Annotated in this window: 20 protein-coding genes; 9 read left to right on the top strand and 11 right to left on the bottom strand. The window is 67.1% G+C overall.

Annotated elements, in window-relative coordinates:
* Positions 1–10 precede the first annotated feature (10 nt).
* Genes CGU34_RS05730 through CGU34_RS05715 form a run of 4 tightly spaced genes read right to left on the bottom strand, consistent with a single transcriptional unit; the run spans position 11 to position 3017 of the window.
* A complete protein-coding gene (locus CGU34_RS05730) occupies positions 11–613 on the bottom strand; it encodes a TlpA family protein disulfide reductase (protein WP_100813559.1) in 603 nt (200 codons plus the stop codon).
* Positions 610–1239 carry a histidine phosphatase family protein gene (locus tag CGU34_RS05725; protein ID WP_036301531.1) on the bottom strand — a complete coding sequence of 210 codons (630 nt, stop codon included), beginning with the start codon at positions 1237–1239 and terminating at the stop codon, positions 610–612. The genes CGU34_RS05730 and CGU34_RS05725 overlap by 4 nt, the downstream gene beginning before the upstream one ends.
* 9 nt (positions 1240–1248) lie before the next feature.
* Positions 1249–2280 (bottom strand): DUF368 domain-containing protein, encoded by a 1032-nt coding sequence (locus CGU34_RS05720; RefSeq protein ID WP_081766459.1) that lies wholly within the window; start codon positions 2278–2280, stop codon positions 1249–1251.
* Complete coding sequence (locus CGU34_RS05715; protein WP_100813558.1) at positions 2277–3017, bottom strand: DedA family protein; 741 nt, start codon at positions 3015–3017, stop codon at positions 2277–2279. Before CGU34_RS05715 ends, CGU34_RS05720 begins: the two co-directional genes overlap by 4 nt.
* Positions 3018–3282: 265 nt before the next feature.
* Here CGU34_RS05715 and CGU34_RS05710 point away from each other — a divergent pair, with 265 nt between their 5' ends.
* The 6 genes from CGU34_RS05710 (at position 3283) to CGU34_RS05685 (ending at position 10399) form a co-directional block, all read left to right on the top strand.
* Positions 3283–4695, top strand: coding sequence for an HNH endonuclease signature motif containing protein (locus tag CGU34_RS05710; protein ID WP_100813557.1), 1413 nt, complete (start codon positions 3283–3285; stop codon positions 4693–4695).
* 27 nt (positions 4696–4722) lie between these two features.
* Positions 4723–6066, top strand: coding sequence for an aspartate--tRNA(Asn) ligase (gene aspS, locus CGU34_RS05705; protein ID WP_100813556.1), 1344 nt, complete (start codon positions 4723–4725; stop codon positions 6064–6066).
* Positions 6067–6346: 280 nt separating this feature from the next.
* Positions 6347–7507: an ABC transporter substrate-binding protein gene (locus CGU34_RS05700; protein WP_100813555.1), complete on the top strand. Its 1161-nt coding sequence runs from the start codon at positions 6347–6349 to the stop codon at positions 7505–7507.
* Positions 7504–8451, top strand: coding sequence for an ABC transporter permease (locus tag CGU34_RS05695; protein ID WP_370651708.1), 948 nt, complete (start codon positions 7504–7506; stop codon positions 8449–8451). The genes CGU34_RS05700 and CGU34_RS05695 overlap by 4 nt, the downstream gene beginning before the upstream one ends.
* A gap of 32 nt (positions 8452–8483) precedes the next feature.
* Positions 8484–9299 carry an ABC transporter permease subunit gene (locus tag CGU34_RS05690; protein ID WP_100813623.1) on the top strand — a complete coding sequence of 272 codons (816 nt, stop codon included), beginning with the start codon at positions 8484–8486 and terminating at the stop codon, positions 9297–9299.
* Positions 9293–10399 carry an ABC transporter ATP-binding protein gene (locus CGU34_RS05685; protein WP_100813622.1) on the top strand — a complete coding sequence of 369 codons (1107 nt, stop codon included), beginning with the start codon at positions 9293–9295 and terminating at the stop codon, positions 10397–10399. The genes CGU34_RS05690 and CGU34_RS05685 overlap by 7 nt, the downstream gene beginning before the upstream one ends.
* Before the next feature lie 3 nt (positions 10400–10402).
* Here CGU34_RS05685 and CGU34_RS05680 read toward each other — a convergent pair whose 3' ends face one another.
* From CGU34_RS05680 to CGU34_RS05660, 5 genes are all read right to left on the bottom strand, one after another.
* Entirely contained in the window at positions 10403–10711 is a 309-nt protein-coding gene (locus tag CGU34_RS05680; RefSeq protein ID WP_100813554.1) for a glutaredoxin family protein, read from the bottom strand.
* Between the two features lie 90 nt (positions 10712–10801).
* Positions 10802–11095, bottom strand: a complete 294-nt coding sequence (locus CGU34_RS05675; RefSeq protein ID WP_036297388.1) for a rhodanese-like domain-containing protein — start codon at positions 11093–11095, stop codon at positions 10802–10804.
* Positions 11096–11207: 112 nt separating this feature from the next.
* Entirely contained in the window at positions 11208–11306 is a 99-nt protein-coding gene (locus CGU34_RS05670) for a 30S ribosomal protein bS22 (protein ID WP_003792170.1), read from the bottom strand.
* Between the two features lie 99 nt (positions 11307–11405).
* Positions 11406–11615 (bottom strand): helix-turn-helix domain-containing protein, encoded by a 210-nt coding sequence (locus CGU34_RS05665; protein ID WP_036297391.1) that lies wholly within the window; start codon positions 11613–11615, stop codon positions 11406–11408.
* Between the two features lie 123 nt (positions 11616–11738).
* Positions 11739–12149, bottom strand: coding sequence for an ArsR/SmtB family transcription factor (locus CGU34_RS05660; RefSeq protein ID WP_036297393.1), 411 nt, complete (start codon positions 12147–12149; stop codon positions 11739–11741).
* Positions 12150–12321: 172 nt separating this feature from the next.
* Here CGU34_RS05660 and CGU34_RS05655 point away from each other — a divergent pair, with 172 nt between their 5' ends.
* Positions 12322–13716, top strand: coding sequence for a TrkH family potassium uptake protein (locus CGU34_RS05655; protein ID WP_232711556.1), 1395 nt, complete (start codon positions 12322–12324; stop codon positions 13714–13716).
* Positions 13709–14380, top strand: a complete 672-nt coding sequence (locus tag CGU34_RS05650; RefSeq protein WP_036297397.1) for a potassium channel family protein — start codon at positions 13709–13711, stop codon at positions 14378–14380. Before CGU34_RS05655 ends, CGU34_RS05650 begins: the two co-directional genes overlap by 8 nt.
* On the opposite strand, the gene CGU34_RS05645 is transcribed toward CGU34_RS05650, so the two are convergent.
* A complete protein-coding gene (locus CGU34_RS05645) occupies positions 14284–15267 on the bottom strand; it encodes a bacteriorhodopsin-like (RefSeq protein ID WP_232711555.1) in 984 nt (327 codons plus the stop codon). The two genes, CGU34_RS05650 and CGU34_RS05645, sit on opposite strands and share 97 nt — an antisense overlap.
* Before the next feature lie 137 nt (positions 15268–15404).
* Between CGU34_RS05645 and CGU34_RS05640 the strand changes: the two genes are divergently transcribed.
* A complete protein-coding gene (locus tag CGU34_RS05640; protein WP_100813552.1) occupies positions 15405–15902 on the top strand; it encodes a MarR family winged helix-turn-helix transcriptional regulator in 498 nt (165 codons plus the stop codon).
* 30 nt (positions 15903–15932) lie between these two features.
* Here the strand turns inward: CGU34_RS05640 and proC are convergent, their stop codons facing one another.
* Positions 15933–16790 carry a pyrroline-5-carboxylate reductase gene (gene proC, locus CGU34_RS05635; RefSeq protein WP_100813551.1) on the bottom strand — a complete coding sequence of 286 codons (858 nt, stop codon included), beginning with the start codon at positions 16788–16790 and terminating at the stop codon, positions 15933–15935.
* Positions 16791–16825 lie beyond the last annotated feature (35 nt).

Genomic DNA, 16825 nt, shown 5'->3' with positions numbered 1-16825 from the left:
TTCTCCGCCATCATGACGACTCCGCCAGGAGGTCGCTGACGAGGGTCGACAGGATCGACGCGCTCTGCAGCTGACCGATGATCCGCGCAGCGACCCGACCCTCGCGGTCGAGCACGAGCGTCGTCGGCGTCGCCTGGATCGGGGTCGCGTCGGCGAACGCAAGCCCGACATTCTTGTCGTTGATGTCGATCACGCTCGGGTACGTGACGCCGTAGGTTTCAGCGAAGGCCAGGGCCGTATCGGGCTGGTCATAGGTGTTGACGCCGAGGAACGAGACATCCTGTCCCTCGTATTCCTGCCAGACCTGCTCGAGCAGGGGCGCTTCGACGCGGCACGGGCCGCACGCGGCGTACCAGAAGTTGACGACCAGCACCTCGCCCGCGGAGTCTTCGTTCGAGACCGGATCGCCGAGCTCGGTGACGCCCGCAAACTCGACCGGTTCGCCGCGCTCGGCGGCGGGGATCTCGACGACGTCGTAGCTTCCGGCGATGTAACCCTTGTCACTGCCCTCGCGGTACTCGTCGGCGAGGGGGTCACCGCCACCCGTGCAGGCCGCCAGCGTCACCGCGAGCGCCAGAGCGGCAACGCCGCCCAGCATCCGTCGCACGTTCATACCGCCCCCACATCCACGGCGCCGGCGGTGTTCGCGGGCTCCGCATAGTCCACCTCGCGCCACACATCGCCGTGGCGCTCGAAGCTCGTCACGCTCGAGAGCGCGCAGCGCCGACGGCGGGGATCGTGGCGCAACGGCAATCCCGCGACCGACAGGTGTGTGACCCAGATCGGCAGTTGGTGCGACACGATCGCGACGTCGCCGCCGTCGGTGGCGTCCCACGCCTCGTTCATCGCCGCGTGCATCCGCTCGACGACGCTCACGTAGGGCTCGCCCCAACTCGGGATCTCGGGCCGACGCAGATACCGCCAGTTGGCGGGATTCGCGAGCGCCTGCTTCATGCGGCGCCCCTCGAAGACGTTGGTGGGCTCGATCACGCGCTCATCGACGCGCGGTTCGAAGCCGAAGAGTTCGGAGAACGGAATCGACGATTCGCGAGCGCGCTGCAGCGGAGAGCAGACGAGGGATGCCAGGGGCCGGTCGAGATCATTGACGTACCGCGCCGCGTCGGCGGCCATCCGGCGCCCGTCGGCGCTCAGCCCGAACCCGGGAAGGCGGCCATAGAGCACGCGCATCGGGTTGTGCACCTCGCCATGCCGCACGAGGTGGAGGCGGTCGGCGGGCACCTCTTCAGTCTACGTGGGGCGCTTCTGTACGGTCTCTGTGCGGACCTTATGAGAGGGCCCCTCCGCGGCAGTGTCGCTGGTTTTCGGGTGTGCGAGACCGCCCAGCCGACGTTCTGCGACGACCAGACCGATCACGAGCGCCGCGCCCAGCACCGCGAGTGCGATGGGCGCGAACACGGGGTCGGTCGGTGCGATCGGTACCCCGACGCCGCTGGTCTGGCCGGGGCCCAATTCCTGCCACGGCCAGAGCGCTCGGAGAGACCCGAGCATGAGTCCCGCCATCGCCAGCAACGTGAAGCGGCGAACGTGGTCGAGCAGCCACTTCATGACGCGGACGATCGTCACCAACCCGAGCAGGGCGCCCGCGGCGAAGACGCCGAGATAGGCGAGGTCGAATTGATCGACCGCGATGAGCGTCGGCGAGTACAGCCCGATGGCCAGGAGGAAGAAGGAGCCCGAGATACCCGGCACGACAAGCGCGCACACCGCGATCGCCGCGGCGATGAACACGACCCAGAGGGGCGGGTCTACGGTGATCGTGCCGCTGGCCAGATCCACGAGCAGGTAGGCGGTCACGGCGGCCGCGGCGAAGGCGAGGAACCCAAGCAGACGAGACACGATCGAGCGGCTGCGCTTCGGGATCAGCGCGAGGGGCACGACGATGCTCGCAGCGACGAGACCGAAGAAGAGTCCACGAGACGCCTCGGCGTGGGTCGAGACGAGGGATTCGATCGTGCCCGCCAAGAGCACGACCATGGCGATCATCCCGACCATCAGGGGAAGGATCAACGACCACTCGACGTGGCGCATCTCGGCCGCGAAACGCTGTTTGCGGTTGGGGCCCGTCACCCAGACCTTGACCGCGGAGGTCAGGTGGGCCGCCGAGTCAATCAGGCGCTCATAGACGCCCGTGATCAGGGCCACGGTTCCACCCGAAATACCCGGCAACAGCTCGGCGATCCCGATCAGGCCACCACGAACCGCGTTGATGAGCGAACGGAGGGTGGCCCGGCGGCGCGAGATCGTCGAGGTCAGCGTCATGCATCAAGGGTACGGGTGGGGCGCCTTCCGGATGCTGAGAGGGCCGCGTCGGGAGTCCGCGAACGATCGCGGCGCGCGCGCAATAGGGCGCGTGTGCGGCCATAGAGGAACCAGGCGACGCCGATGGCGACCGCGGCGATGACGACGTACTGCAGGATCCCCGTGTATTCCTCGACGATCGGCCAGGACTCACCGAGATAGAACCCCGCGAGGACGAAGATCGTGTTCCAGACCGCACTGCCCGCGGCGGTGAGCAGGCCGAACTTCCATAGCGGCATCCGCGTTATTCCCGCGGGAATCGAGATCAGGCTCCGAAAGATGGGAATCATCCGTCCGAAGAAGACGGCCTTGCCGCCGTGACGGCGGAACCACTCCACGGTGCGGTCGATGTCTTCGGGATGCAACAACGGCACCTTCGCGGCGATCCTCCGCAGTCGTGGGAGTCCGAGCACCGCTCCGATGCCGTAGAGCAGAAACGCCCCGACGATCGAGCCGAGGGTGGTCCAGATCAGCGCCTCGGCGAGGGTGAACGTGCCGCGGCTGGCGGTCAGACCCGCCATCGGCAGGATGACCTCGCTCGGCAGCGGCGGGAAGATGTTCTCGAGGGCGATGGCGATACCGGCGCCGACCGGCCCGATGACCTCCATGAGCGACACCGACCAGTCGACGATCGCCGTAAGCCACGAGCCGTCGGAGACGTGGACTGCTGTGGTCGTGGCGCTGATGATTGCGGTCATCGGGTGCCTTCGCGCTCGGTGATCGTGCTCGGTCGGTGGGTCGTTTTTCAGAATATGAGCCGCGGATGTCCGGATTCTGTGAGCCAGACCTCCGTTCGTTGAGCGCGCCGCAGACGAGACGAAACGCTCCCCGCACCGGTCGTTGAGCGAGCCGAAGGCGAGTCGAAACGACTACCCCAAGACGCCCCGAAACATGAGAACTATTTCATATCTGACCTGCCCAAAACCCCCGCTGAATGTCGGTGGCCCTCGGCAGAATTGAGGTATGAAAAGCCTCGTCGACACGCTGCGCGAACTGGTCGCGCACGTCGGCGAGGTCGTCGATCGAATGCACGACGAGGGGCTCGTGGCGGCGGCATCCGATGCCGATCAGGCGGTCGCGCTCGAGCTGCTGGGTCGGCTCGGCCGCCGCGTCGACGCCGTGACGATCGAGGCCGTTTCTGAGGTCACGGCGCGGTCCGAATCGGCGGTGCGGGAGGAGCGACTGACGTCGCGGCTCGGATGCCGGAGCGTGAGCGAGCTCGTGCAGCGGACGACACGCCTCGGCCCCCACACCGTGGGTCGGTTGGAGCGCGCGGCGCGGGCCACGCGTCAGGGTCGCTCGGTGTTCTCGGGTGAACTCGAACCGGCCGCGCTTCCCGCGATGCGCGAGGCGCTCTTGGATGGCGAGGTCGGGCTCGATGGAGTTCTCGCCGTGGCCGAGCCGCTCTCGTCGCTGGCGTCAGGGGTGTCGCGCGAGGCGCTGCTGGTCGCCGATCAGGTGCTCGCCGCCGAAGCGCGCGGCGAGGGGCCCGACGGCGCCCCGCCCCTCTGCGCCGACCTGCTCAAGGTGCAGGCACGAGTCTGGGCTGTCGTGCTCGACCAAGACGGCGCCGAGCCCCGCGAACGACAAGCGCTCCTCAAGCGGGCGCTCACGCTGGGACCTGCGCGCGATGGGCTCGTCCCGATCAACGGTCGGTTGCTGCCCGAGGTCGCGGCGCAACTGCAGCGCATCTTCGACGCATCGCTCTCGCCGAAGGTCGCGGGCGACGGCGTGCGATTCGTCGAAGCGGATGCGTCGAACACTTCGGCACCGTATGACGACCGCCGCCGCCCGCAGCAACAGCACGACGCCTTCGCCGGCGCGCTCGCGGCCGCAGCCGTGAGCGGAGAGCTGCCGACGATCGGCGGCGCGGCCCCCACCCTCGTAGTCTCGGTGCGTTCAGAAGACCTCGTCGAGGGTCGCGGCTGGGCACACACCGAGGCAACCGACGAGCCCCTCTCGCTCACCGCGGCACGGCACATCGGCTGCGCCGGCGTCGTGCAGCGCGTGACCCTCGGCGACAACGGCCGCATCCTGCGCCTCGGCACCGAGGAGCGCGTCTTCAACCGCTACCAGCGACGCGCGATCGCGCTGCGGGACGGCGGATGCATCATCCCCGGCTGCGGAGTCCCCGCCGGTTGGTGCGAAATCCATCACGTCACGGGTCATGCCGAGGGCGGCCCGACTCACACCGACAACGGAGTCCTCCTCTGTTGGTACCACCACAGGTTCGTCGATCGAAACGGTTGGTCGATCCGCATGAACCGGGGCGTCCCCGAAGTCCGCGCACCTTCCTGGATCGATGCCCGAATGCTGTGGCGTCCGGTCACCCGCTCCCCCACCCATCTGCGCGATCGGGTCGTCCGGCAGACGTGAAGCGAGCCCCCCGTAGACTGAACCCTCGTGAGTCAACGCGTACTGGTCAACCAGCTTCAGGGTCTGCCCGACGGCACCGTTTCGGTGTCGGGATGGGTCGAGACCGTCCGCGACCAGAAGAAGGTGCAGTTCGTCATCCTGCGTGACGAGACCGGCGCCGTGCAGCTCGTCAACCCGGCGACGCGCGAGCTCGCCGAAGACGCCGCGCCTGAGGCATCCGCTGCCCTGACCCTCACCGAGACGATCTCGGGACTCGCGACGGGCACCTTCCTGACCGTCACGGGCGAACTTAAGCACGACGAGCGCGTCAAGCTCGGCGGCGTCGAGATCAAGCTCGCGACCCTCGACATCGCCGCGGCCGCCAACCCCGAGACCCCGATCGCGGCCGACTCGAGCGTCGACAAGCGCATGGACTGGCGCTTCCTCGACCTGCGCCAGCGCCGAAACAACCTCATCTTCCGCGTGCAGACCACGCTCGAGCACGCGATGCGCACCTACTGGATCGAACGCGACTACATCGAGATCCACTCCCCCAAGCTCATGGCGAGCCCGTCGGAGTCGAACGCCGAACTGTTCTCGCTCGACTACTTCGAAGACAAGACGGCCTACCTCGCGCAGAGCCCCCAGTTCTTCAAGCAGATGGCGCAGTCCGCCGGCTTCGGCAAGATCTTCGAGATCGCCCCCGCGTTCCGCGCCGACCCGAGCTTCACCAGCCGCCACGCGACCGAGTTCACCTCGATCGACGCCGAGATCAGCTGGATCGACTCGCACGAAGACGTCGCACGGATGCAGGAAGAGCTTCTGCAGTTCGCCTTCCAGGCCGTGAAAGACAAGCACGGCGCCGAGATCGAAGAACTTTTCGGCGTCGAGGTGCACGTTCCGGCCATCCCGTTCCCGCGGGTCCCGCTCGCCGAGGCGCTCGAGATCGTCAAGGCGCGCGGCTACGAAGTCCCGCGCACCGACGGCGACCTCGACCCCGAGGGTGAGCGCCAGATCGCCGCGTGGGCACAGGACACCTTCGGGCACCAGTTCGTGTTCGTCACCGACTACCACCCGCAGATCCGCGCTTTCTACCACATGCGCGACGAAGAAACCGGGCTGACCAAGTCGTACGACCTGCTCTTCAACGGCGTCGAGATCACGACCGGCGCCCAGCGCGAGCACCGCGTCGACATCCTGATCGAGCAGGCGAAGGAGAAGGGGCTCGACCCCGAGCACCTCGACTTCTACCTCGACTTCTTCCGCTTCGGCGCCCCGCCGCACGGCGGGTTCGGCATGGGCCTCGCGCGCGTGTTGATGCTGCTGCTCGGCGAATCGTCGATCCGCGAGGTCACCTACCTGTTCCGCGGCCCGACGCGCCTCGCGCCGTAACCCGCACGCGCATCGGCAACCCGCGCCGCCGAGACTGCCGCTTGTCGCCGAGACCGCTGCTTAGCCGCGGGCAATAACCGGCGACCTCGTAAACAAGCGGCGGACTCGGTGTGCCGCCACGCCCCGAGCCAGACCCGCGAGCGCCGACCGGCCACACACCTCTCACCCGCCGTTTACCCGGGACCGCTCCCGTGGTAACCGGCGCTCCCTAGCGTTCCTCCGTCACCCCGATTCGGCGCCCTACCCGAGCGCCCGGGAACACCGAGAGGAACCCACACGCATGTCATCAATCTCACCGCGGCGTATGCGCCGCGTGCTGATCGCAGGAACCGCTGCCCTCAGCGCCGCCCTGCTGCTGTCGTCCTGCGCCGGCGGCGCCGGATCCGACACCGAGTCGGCCAGTGGCGTCGACGCGGCCACGGCGACCAGCCTCGCCGACTTCGGCACGATGGAAGAGCTCGAGGCGGCCGCCATCGCCGAGGGCCAGCTGAACGTCATCGCCCTCCCCCGCGACTGGGCCAACTACGGCGAGATCCTCGACCTGTTCGCCGAGAAGTATCCCGAGATCACGATCAACGAGCAGTCCCCGGATGTCTCAAGTGCCGAAGAGATCACCGCTGCCGAGACGAACAAGGGCCTCGACACCGCGCCCGACGTCTTCGACATCGGCCTGACCGTCGCCCTGCAGAACACCGACGTCTTCGCTCCCTACAAGGTCGAGACGTGGGACGACATCCCCGACGCCCTCAAGGAGTCGACGGGCCTGTTCGTCGGCGACTACGGCGGATACATGTCGGTCGGCTACGACTCGTCGAAGTTCGATGCCCCCGAAGAGATCGGCGACCTGCTGGGTTCCGACTACAAGGGCTCGGTCGCGATCAACGGTGACCCGACGCAGGCGGGCGCGGCCTTCGCCGCCGTCGGCCTCGCGACGCTTTTGAATAGTGACGCGCAGAACGACGGCACGCTGGATGACTTCCAGCCGGGCATCGATTTCTTCTCCGAGCTGAACGCCGCGGGCAACATGCTGAAGCTCGACGTCACGACCGCGACGATCGCGAGCGGCGAGACCCCGGTCGTCTTCGACTGGGATTACCTCAACGCCTCGCACAAGGCCGACAACCCCGCCTGGGAGGTCGTGATCTTCGACGGCACCGGATACGCCGGCTACTACAACCAGGCGATCAACATCGACGCCCCCAACCCGGCCGCCGCGCGCCTGTGGCAAGAGTTCCTCTACAGCGACGAGGTCCAGAACCTGTGGCTGAAGGGTGGCGCTCGCCCTGTTCGCATGGAGGCAATGATCGAGGCCGGCACAATCGTCCAGGAGCTGGCCGACGCACTGCCCGAGGCGCCCGCCGACACGGTGGTTCCGACCGAAGAGCAGAGCTCGACCGCGGGCACCCTGCTCGGCGAGAAGTGGGCCTCGGCGGTCCAGTGACCTCCCTCGAAGCGATCGCCAGCCCCGCGGGGCTGGCGGACGCCGAGCTGTCGAAGAACGCCGCCGGGTCGGAGCCTCTCGCTCCGGCCCGTCGGCGGGGCGTCCGCAGCTGGGCCTGGCTCGGCCTCACGCCGTTCGCCGTCTACGTCCTCATCTTCCTCGCCCTGCCGACCGTCCTCGCCATCGGTTCGGGGCTCTTCGACGCAGATGGCGCATTCACCTTCGACAACCTCGCCGCACTCGGTGATCCCGTCATCCTCCAGACATTCTGGAACTCGACCTGGCTATCGCTTCTCACCGCGGTCATCGGCGCCGTGCTCGGCGCCCTTGTCTGCTACGCAATGCTCGGCCTGCACGAAACCAGTGGCGTTCGCACGACGGTGGATGCTGCATCCGGCGTCCTCGCCCAGTTCGGTGGCGTGATGTTGGCGTTCGCCTTCATCGCGACGATCGGCATCCAGGGCGTCGTCACCCAATTCATCCTGAGCGCGACCGGCATCAACATCGCCGACGGAGGGTGGCTCTACGCGCTTCCCGGCCTGATCCTGCCCTACATCTACTTCCAGGTGCCGCTCATGGTCATCACATTCATGCCGGCCCTCTCGGCCCTCAAACCGCAGTGGGCCGAGGCCAACCTCACGCTCGGCGGTACACGCCTGAGCTTCTGGACCACGATCGGAATCCCCGTGCTCGCCCCCTCGTTCCTCGCGAGCCTGCTGCTGCTGTTCGCCAACGCGTTCTCGTCGTACGCGACGGCCGCGGCCCTGGCCAGCCAGGGCTCGCAGATCGTGCCCCTCGGAATCCGCACCGCTCTCACCAGCGAGACGGTGCTGGGTCGCGAGAACCTCGCCGGCGCGCTCGCGCTCGGCATGATCGTGATCGTCGGCATCGTGATGTGGGCCTACTCCGTCGTCCAGAGTCGCGCCGCCCGGTGGCAGTCATGAAGGGCGCGTTCAACGGCGGCATGAGCGGCACGATGAGCGGCATCGCCCCCTCACGGGCGACGCGCTGGATCATCGGCGTCGTCGTCGGCGTCGCGTTCGCGATCCCGCTCGTCTCGACGTTCCTCTACACGCTGCGCGACAACTCAGTTGAGGGACAGTCCACCGGTGGGCTGTCGCTGACGAACTGGGCGGCGCTCTTCGACCCCGAGAACGCGCGACTCTATGCGCCGATCTGGACGGGCCTCGGCAACTCGCTGATTCTCGCGGTCGTCACGGTCCTCATCGTCCTGCTGCTGCTCGCCCCGACGATGATCCTGGTGTCGCTGCGCTTCCCGAAGCTGCGGCCGGCTTTCGAGTTCGGTGTGCTGCTGCCCATCTCGATCCCCGCGATCGTGCTCGTCGTCGGCCTGACCCCGATCTACCTGCAGATCGGACGCACCCTCGGCACGGGAGCGTGGACCCTCGCCTTCGCCTACGGAATCACGGTGCTGCCGTTCGCGTACCGCTCGATCCAGGCCTCGATCGACGCCGTCGACATGAAGACGCTCGCCGAGGCGGCCCGTTCGCTCGGCGCATCGTGGCCGACGGTCGTGCTGCGCGTCCTGGCGCCGAACCTGCGTCAGGGGCTGCTCGCCGCATCCCTCATTTCGGTCGCCGTCGTGCTGGGCGAATTCACCATCGCCTCGCTACTGAACCGCCAGGTGCTGCAGACCGCGCTCGTCGTCGTGAACCGTATCGATGCCTACGCGGCCTCGATCTTCACACTGCTGGCGCTGCTGTTCGCCTTCCTCCTCCTGCTCTTCATCGGCCGCGCGGGCAGAGCCCGCACGGGAAGGACCTCATCGTGACCGACACCACCCCCCGCCCCCTGCCCCGCACATCCGACAACCAGCTGCTGGCCGACGCCGGCGAGGGAACTCGCGTCGAATTCCGCGGGGTCGTGAAGGACTACGGCAGCACCCGCGTGCTGCACGGCGTCGACCTCGACATCAAGCCCGGCGAGTTCGTCTCGCTGCTCGGTCCGTCGGGCTGCGGCAAGACCACGGCGCTCCGCGTTCTGGCGGGACTCGAGAATGCGACCGAGGGCTCGGTTCTGCTCGGGGATCGGGATGTCTCGCGCGTGCCGACCAACAAGCGCGACATCGGGATGGTGTTCCAGGCGTACTCGCTCTTTCCGCACTTGCGGATCCGCGAGAACGTCGCGTTCGGGCTGCGGCGACGGGGTGTCGCTCGCGTCGCGGCCGAGGCGCGCGCGATGGACGCGCTCGATCTGGTCGGCCTGGGTCACCTCGGCGAGCGCTACACGCACCAGCTCTCCGGCGGTCAGCAGCAGCGCGTGGCGCTCGCGCGGGCCCTCGTCACCGAACCCCGCGTGCTGCTGCTCGACGAGCCGCTCTCGGCGCTCGACGCGAAGGTACGCGTGCAGCTGCGCGACGAGATCCGACGCATTCAGCTGCGCCTCGGCACCACGACGGTCTTCGTGACGCACGACCAGGAAGAGGCCCTGGCCGTCTCGGACCGGATCGCCGTGATGAACGCCGGACGGATCGAACAGGTCGGAACCCCCGAAGACCTGTACCTGCGTCCCGCTACGCCCTACGTGGCCGCTTTCGTCGGGCTCTCGAGCACCGTGCGCGGAACAGTCAACGGTACGGAGGTCGAACTGTGGGGCCAACGACTGCCCGTGCAGGGATCGGTCGTAGACGGAGCCGTCGATGTGTTCCTGCGGCCCGAGAACGTGCGACTCGCGGTCTCTGGCGACTCGGGCGTATACGGGAACGTCCAAGAGAGCACGTTCCTCGGCAGCTTCCGCCGTACCCTCGTGCGGACGGCCGAGGGTGAACTCGTCCGCGTCCAGCATTCGGCAGCCGACCGCCTGTCCTACGACGACTCGGTGCGCCTGACGGTTGCACCCGAGCCCGTCGTGGTGCGGCCGGTGGCCGACTGATCGCTAGAGGGTTACTTCCTCGGCATCCGCACGGGCGCCGGCGACTTTCTTGTCGCTGGCGTCCAGCAGAGCCTCACGCAGGCGGTCGGGTGCGACCCGCCAATGCGCATGCAGCTGCCCGTCGATGAGAACCACGGGGATCTTCTCCCACCACTTCGCATACAGATCGGGGTCGTCGGCGATGGATGACTCGATCACCTCGATGCGGGATGCGACACGCTCAGGAAGATCGGCGAGCACGCGTTCGACGACCCCTTCTGCGACATCGCAGAGGTGGCAGTCGGGTTTGCCGATCACGGTGATTGTGGGCACGAAATCATCCTAGGCACGGATTCCCACGCCTCGGCGACGCTGTGGATAGCGCCGGATCAGCTTTTGATCAGGTCTCGCTCAACGCGATGGTCACTTCTCGGTCGGGTACCCCGCCGCGATCCATTCGCCGGTGCCGCCTTCGACGTTCGTCGCCTCGTAGCCGCGCGCTTCGAGCGCCTCGACGACCCGCGCCGAACGGCCCCCGGCCTGGCAGATGACGTCGAACGGCTCCGCCGGCAGCTGGTCGAGCAGGTCGCCGATCTTCGACATCGGCAGGTTCACGGCACCGGGAACGTGCCCGGCGGCGAACTCGTCTTCCTCGCGCACGTCGATCAGCGGGACATCGCCCCGATCGTGCAGCTGCTGAACGGTTATCGACTTCATGACCGGGGCCCCTCGCCTCGAGATGAACGGATGACTGCTGCCGAGCACAAACACGAAGCGCCCGTCCAGGGGACAGGCGCTCGGCGTGTGGGAACCGGAGTCCCCGAGCCGCTTACTTCTTGTTGCGGCGCTGGTGGCGAGTCTTACGAAGCAGCTTGCGGTGCTTCTTCTTCGCCATGCGCTTGCGGCGCTTCTTGATGACAGAACCCACGGAAGGACCTCACTATGTCAGGGGTGGGCGCCGTCCGCGATGCGTGCGGAGGGCCCGGGAACAGGCTCTGCGAACAGAGCCTTCGAAATAGCCTACCAGTCAGCCGGCGTCGGCGATGGGCCGGCCGAACTCGAGAGGACGACTGAGGGCCTCCGTCACCGCCTGCTCGGGAACCCGATACGACCGGCCGAAGCGGACGGCGGGAAGCTCACCCGCGTGAACGAGACGGTAGACCGTCATCTTCGAGACGCGCATGATCTCGGCAACCTCGGCAACGGTCAAGAACCGCATGTCCGGCAATTCGGCCATGTGACCGCCCCACTTTCTCCCCAAACGCGAACGCTCAGCACACTCTAGGGGTGCGAGAGGCGCGTGTAAACCCGTGTGACTCGTGGGACGAGTGGGAACCGTGCTGCGTGCGCCGCGCGCGGGTCAGGTGCGACGGCGGAACGCGGAGGTCACCGCATGCTTGGCGGACGCGGCAGCGCGGCCCACGAACTCGGCCGCCTGAGCGGCAGGTTCGGGCAGCGCGCTCGACCCGATCCGCACGATCTCCTCGCCATCCGCTTCGTCGATGAAGAAGGGGACGAGCCAGTCGTCGACGGTCTCAAGGGGGGTGCTCTGCAGGCTGTAGTAGCGGTGCTGCCCCTCCTCGCGCACCGTCACAAGGTCTGCTTCGCGCAGCACCTTCAGGTGCTTGGACACGGTCGGCTGGCTCACACCGAGCTCGTGCACGATCTGCGAGACGCTCGTGCCACCGTCCCCTGAGGAAGAACGAGAGAGCAGGATCTGCAGGATCTCCCGCCGTGTGCCGTCCGCGATCACGTCGAAGATGTCCGCCATCCCCATAGGTTAGCCGCGCGAGGGCCCGAGTACCATGATGGAGGTTCTGCGCGAAGGGGGCGGCTGCATGGCGAGGATGCGGCCATTGTTGAGCAAACGGTCGAGCAATCGGTCGAGCGGGCAGGCGAGCAGTCAATCGAACTCGTCGGCCACGAGACCGTCGGGCAGACAGGTGTTCTCCTCGATCGGGCAGTTGTTACGGGACTTCACCACCTCGTCACCCGCACGCTTCGCGATCCTCGTCTTCGCATCGCTCATCCTGATCTTCACCGCGTTACTGTCGCTTCCCGCCGCATCCGCGAGTGGCCGGCAGGCGCCTCTCGTCGATGCCCTGTTCACCGCCGTTTCGACGATCTGTGTGACCGGCCTGACGGTCGTGGACATCGCCACCTACTGGTCTCCGATCGGCAAGGCGATCATCTTCCTCGGGGTCAACATCGGTGGGATGGGCGTACTCACGCTCGCCTCTCTCCTCGGCCTCATCATCTCCAAGCGCCTCGGCCTGCGCGCCAAGCTGATCGCGGCGAGCGACACCAACCCGATGCGGGCCCACGGCGGCCCCGTGAACGAGGGCCAGACGGTCCGTCTGGGCGAGGTCGGGCAGCTGTTGATCACCGTCGCGATCTCGACGCTCGTGATCGAGGCCGTGATCGCCGCACTGCTCTACCCCGCGCTGCTGCTCGCGAATGTCGCTCCCCTCGACGCCCTGTGGGAGGCGCCGTTCTACGCCGCGATGGCGTTCACGAATACCGGCTTCACCCCCAACCCGGGCGGCCTTGAGCCGTTCGCCGACGACTATCTCGTGCTCACGATCCTGATGATGGGCGTCTTCCTCGGCAGCATCGGATTCCCCGTCATCTACGCCCTGTCGAAGCACCTCTGGCACGTCAAGAAGTGGTCCCTCCACGTCAAGCTGACGTTGATCACGACGATGCTGCTCTTCGTGGCAGGTGCGATCGTCTTCCTCGGGCTCGAATACAACAACCCGGGCACCTTCGGATCGATGGACGCCGGCGACACCGTCTTCCAGGCCTTCTTCCTCTCGGCCATGACGCGCTCCGGCGGCTTCTCGGTTGTCGATATCGGCGAGCTCAATGGTTCTTCGCTCGTCGTCGGATCCATGCTGATGTTCGTCGGCGGCGGCTCGGCCTCGACGGCCGGCGGCATCAAGGTCACGACCCTCGCGGTGCTGGCCCTGGCAGTCTGGTCCGAGGCCAAGGGGCGCGTGTCGGTGGAGGCGTTCGGCCGCCGCATCCCGAGCGACGTGCAGAGAGTCGCGCTGTCGGTCGTCGCGTGGGGCGCGACGATCGTGGCACTGTCGACCATCACGATCGCGCAGATGACGAAGGCTCCGATCGCCGAGGTGCTCTTCGACGTCATCTCGGGCTTCGCCACCGTCGGGCTGTCGACGGGCCTGACGGCCGAGCTTCCCGATCCCGCCGCCTACGTCATGGCCCTCACCATCTTCATGGGCCGCATTGGTACAGTGACTCTCGCCGCGGCGGTGGCCGCGACATCCCGTTCGCAGCTCTATTCGTTGCCCGTGGAAAGGCCCATCGTTGGTTGAGCAGATCCGCGGCGACGCGCCCGTTCTTGTGATCGGACTCGGACGATTCGGCGCCGCCTGCGCGGGCGAGCTAGACCGACTCGACCGCGAGGTCCTGGCGATCGACGAGAGCCTCGACCTGGTGCAGAAGTGGTCCGAGCGGGTCACGCACACGGTGCAGGCCGACGCGCGCAACATCGACGCCCTCACCCAGATCGGTGCCGCCGACTTCCAGGTCGCGGTCGTGGCGGTCGGCTCGAGCATCGAGGCATCCGTCCTCATCACCGCGAACCTCGTCGACCTCAAGGTCCCGCAGATCTGGGCGAAGGCGGTTTCGCAGTCGCACGGCAAGATCCTCGCCCGTGTGGGCGCGAACCACGTCATCTACCCCGAGCGCGAGGCCGGTGAGCGTGTCGCCCACCTCGTGAGCGGACGCATGCTCGACTTCATCCGCTTCGACGACGACTTCGTGCTCGCCAAGATGTACCCGCCCCGGTTCATCCGCGGGGTGGGCCTGAACCAGTCGGGCGTGCGGACGAAGTACAACGTGACGGTCGTCGGCGTGAAGAGCCCCGGCAAACCATTCCGCTATGCCGAAGCACAGACGGTCGTGACGAACCACGACCTGATCATCGTCTCGGGCACCAACAGCGACATCGAGCGCTTCGCGTCGCTCGACCGCTGACGCCGACGGGGGTACCGCAGACGCATCCGCGGCACCCCATCGGTATCAGGCCCGGTATCAGGCCGCCAGAGCCGTGTCCTTCGCCGGACGGTGGTCGGAGTGCGGACGCTCCACGGCGGCGAACGCCGGGTCTTCGAGCAGCGACTTCGTGCGCGCAACCTGGTAAATGATGATGGCGTAGACGGCCTTCGCCACGATGTCCGCGATCGAATAGCCGACCTGCTTCCACACCCAGCCATCGGCGCCGAGGTCGAGCGACGGCAACAGGTAGGCGATCGGTAGACGCCCCAGCTCAGCACCAACAGGTACCGCAGGCGGCTGATCTTGCCGCGAACAGCCTCGGGCTGGTTCGCGAGCGAACGGGACAGCTGCACGAACAGCACGTACAGGATGAACAGGAACGGGATCGTGGAGAGGATTCCGAACACGGTCCGCACACCGAGATCACTGCTGATCTCGCCCGGGTAACCGAGGACGATCATCAGGATGGATGCCGGCACGAGCTGCATGAGGAGACGATTCTGCAGCTGGCGGGCGAGCGCCAGCACGGCGATCAATTCGACCAGCAGAAGCGGGACGGTCAGCAGCCAGTCCACGTACCGGTAGCCCTCGTTGAAGGCCGCTCCGGCCGTCGTGGTGTAATCACCCAGCCCTCCCGCGGCTTCCGTCGTGAAGGCCGCGTTGAAGGAATCGAAGATGCGGAAGTAGTGGTACGCGGCGATGCCACAGACGACGAGCGCGATGGTGAGGGCGGTCCGATATCTCGGTAGGACCCTCGGGAGCGAGATCAGCAGGAATATCGCCGTGAACAGTTGCGCGGCGATCACCAACGAGAGGGCGTTGTAAACCGTCGAGAATTGCGCGGCGGTCAGGAGGTCGGGTATCACGTAGGACTCCTTCGTCGGGGGAGTTCCGGGCGGAACTCCGTTATCACAGTCACTATACAAGTTACTAACTTAGTTAGTCGCTATTACAACCTCTGCCCGAAAACGCGGTTACACTGAACGATTCGGGAGGAGACCAGATGACGGAGCAGATGGCGGCGCAGATCGGGCGTTCCCACCGGCTCGACGCGTTCCCCACCGCGGCGGTTCGCTTCTCGCGTGCCCTCGACCGCAATCGTGAGCGCATCGCCGAAGAAGAAGGCCTCTCAGCGAGCGAACTGCGAGCGCTGTTCTACGTCGCCGAGCACATCCGCGTCACCCCGAAACAACTTGCCTCGCACATGCACGTCACGACGGGTGCGATCACCTTCATCACCCGTCGGCTCGTTGAGATCGACATGCTGGTTCGCACCGAGCACCCGGGCGATCGGCGGAGCGTTTTCGTCGAGCTGACCCCGCTGGCGCACTCCACGATGGAGCGGATTCACGCGGACTTCGCCGACATGGTGCGCGGCGCCACTGCTCATCTCAGTGAGGGAGAGCTGGATCAGTTCACCCGCTCACTCGACTCGGTAGCCACGGCGATCGCCGAGCACACCGCCAAGATCAGCGCCGCGAAGAGCGCCGCGGCACTCTGACCGGCTCTCGCACTCGATGGAGCGCGTCGGTCAGGCGCCCTCAGCCAGTTCGCGAGAGCGCGCCAGAGCCGCGTCGGTCGCGCGCGTGAAGACAGTGCCGAGCTCGGCATCCTGCAACACCGCGATTGCCCGCTCGGTCGTGCCACCGGGACTCGTCACCCGCCGTCGCAGCTCGGCCGGGTTCTCGCCCGTCGCCGCCAGGAGCGCACCCGCACCGATGAACGTCTGCTCGGCGAGCAGGCGCGCCTCGCTCTCGCCAAAGCCCCGCGCGATCGCCGCCCGAGTGAATTCTTCGATGAGGAGGAAGACGTAGGCGGGCCCTGACCCCGAGATCGTCCCGAGGGCGTCGATCTGGTCCTCGGGCACCTCGACGACCACGCCCACCGTTTCGAACAGGCGCCGAACGGCGTCCACCTGCTCGGGGGTCACGGCACTGCCCGACGCGATACCGGTCACGGCCTGGCGAACCACAGCCGGGGTGTTGGGCATCGAGCGGATCACCGCGACCTCGCCGCCGAGCACCTCGGCGAAGGTCGCGAGGGTGACACCGGCCGCCAGGCTCACCACAACCGCACCCGGACGCAACGCGGGGGCGATCTCGGCGAGCAGCGCGGGCACCATGGCGGGCTTCACCCCGACCAGAACGATGTCGGCGTCTCGGACGGCACGCAGGTTTCCGTCGGAGTCGTCGGCGAGGGCGATCGAGGTCACACCCGCGAGCTCCGCGAGCGCCGCGGCCTTCTCACGCGACCGGTTCGTCACCGTGACGCAGCCCTCGATCGCTGTACCCGAGGCGAGCAGTCCGGAGAGGATCGCACCGCCCATCGAACCGGCCCCGAGAATGGCGACGGACGGAAGCGGACGGGCGGATTCTTCGTGGTCGACCATCAGGTCATCCTATGAGGGCCGGACTAGGATCGGCG

The sequence above is a fragment of the Microbacterium lacus genome (genome assembly GCF_002812805.1).
Lineage (GTDB): Bacteria > Actinomycetota > Actinomycetes > Actinomycetales > Microbacteriaceae > Microbacterium > Microbacterium lacus_A.
The sequence above is the reverse complement of the archived record's forward strand: the minus strand, read 5'-3'. Positions and strand labels throughout refer to the sequence as shown.

What these genes read in the sequence shown, in the direction of transcription:
- CGU34_RS05730 (WP_100813559.1), bottom strand. Translation starts at nt 613, where the DNA reads ATGAACGTGCGACGGATGCTGGGCGGCGTTGCCGCTCTGGCGCTCGCG.
- CGU34_RS05720 (WP_081766459.1), bottom strand. Translation starts at nt 2,280, where the DNA reads ATGACGCTGACCTCGACGATCTCGCGCCGCCGGGCCACCCTCCGTTCG.
- CGU34_RS05715 (WP_100813558.1), bottom strand. Translation starts at nt 3,017, where the DNA reads ATGACCGCAATCATCAGCGCCACGACCACAGCAGTCCACGTCTCCGAC.
- CGU34_RS05710 (WP_100813557.1), top strand. Translation starts at nt 3,283, where the DNA reads ATGAAAAGCCTCGTCGACACGCTGCGCGAACTGGTCGCGCACGTCGGC.
- CGU34_RS05700 (WP_100813555.1), top strand. Translation starts at nt 6,347, where the DNA reads ATGTCATCAATCTCACCGCGGCGTATGCGCCGCGTGCTGATCGCAGGA.
- CGU34_RS05690 (WP_100813623.1), top strand. Translation starts at nt 8,484, where the DNA reads ATGAGCGGCATCGCCCCCTCACGGGCGACGCGCTGGATCATCGGCGTC.
- CGU34_RS05675 (WP_036297388.1), bottom strand. Translation starts at nt 11,095, where the DNA reads ATGAAGTCGATAACCGTTCAGCAGCTGCACGATCGGGGCGATGTCCCG.
- CGU34_RS05665 (WP_036297391.1), bottom strand. Translation starts at nt 11,615, where the DNA reads ATGGCCGAATTGCCGGACATGCGGTTCTTGACCGTTGCCGAGGTTGCC.
- CGU34_RS05660 (WP_036297393.1), bottom strand. Translation starts at nt 12,149, where the DNA reads ATGGCGGACATCTTCGACGTGATCGCGGACGGCACACGGCGGGAGATC.
- CGU34_RS05640 (WP_100813552.1), top strand. Translation starts at nt 15,405, where the DNA reads ATGACGGAGCAGATGGCGGCGCAGATCGGGCGTTCCCACCGGCTCGAC.
- proC (WP_100813551.1), bottom strand. Translation starts at nt 16,790, where the DNA reads ATGGTCGACCACGAAGAATCCGCCCGTCCGCTTCCGTCCGTCGCCATT.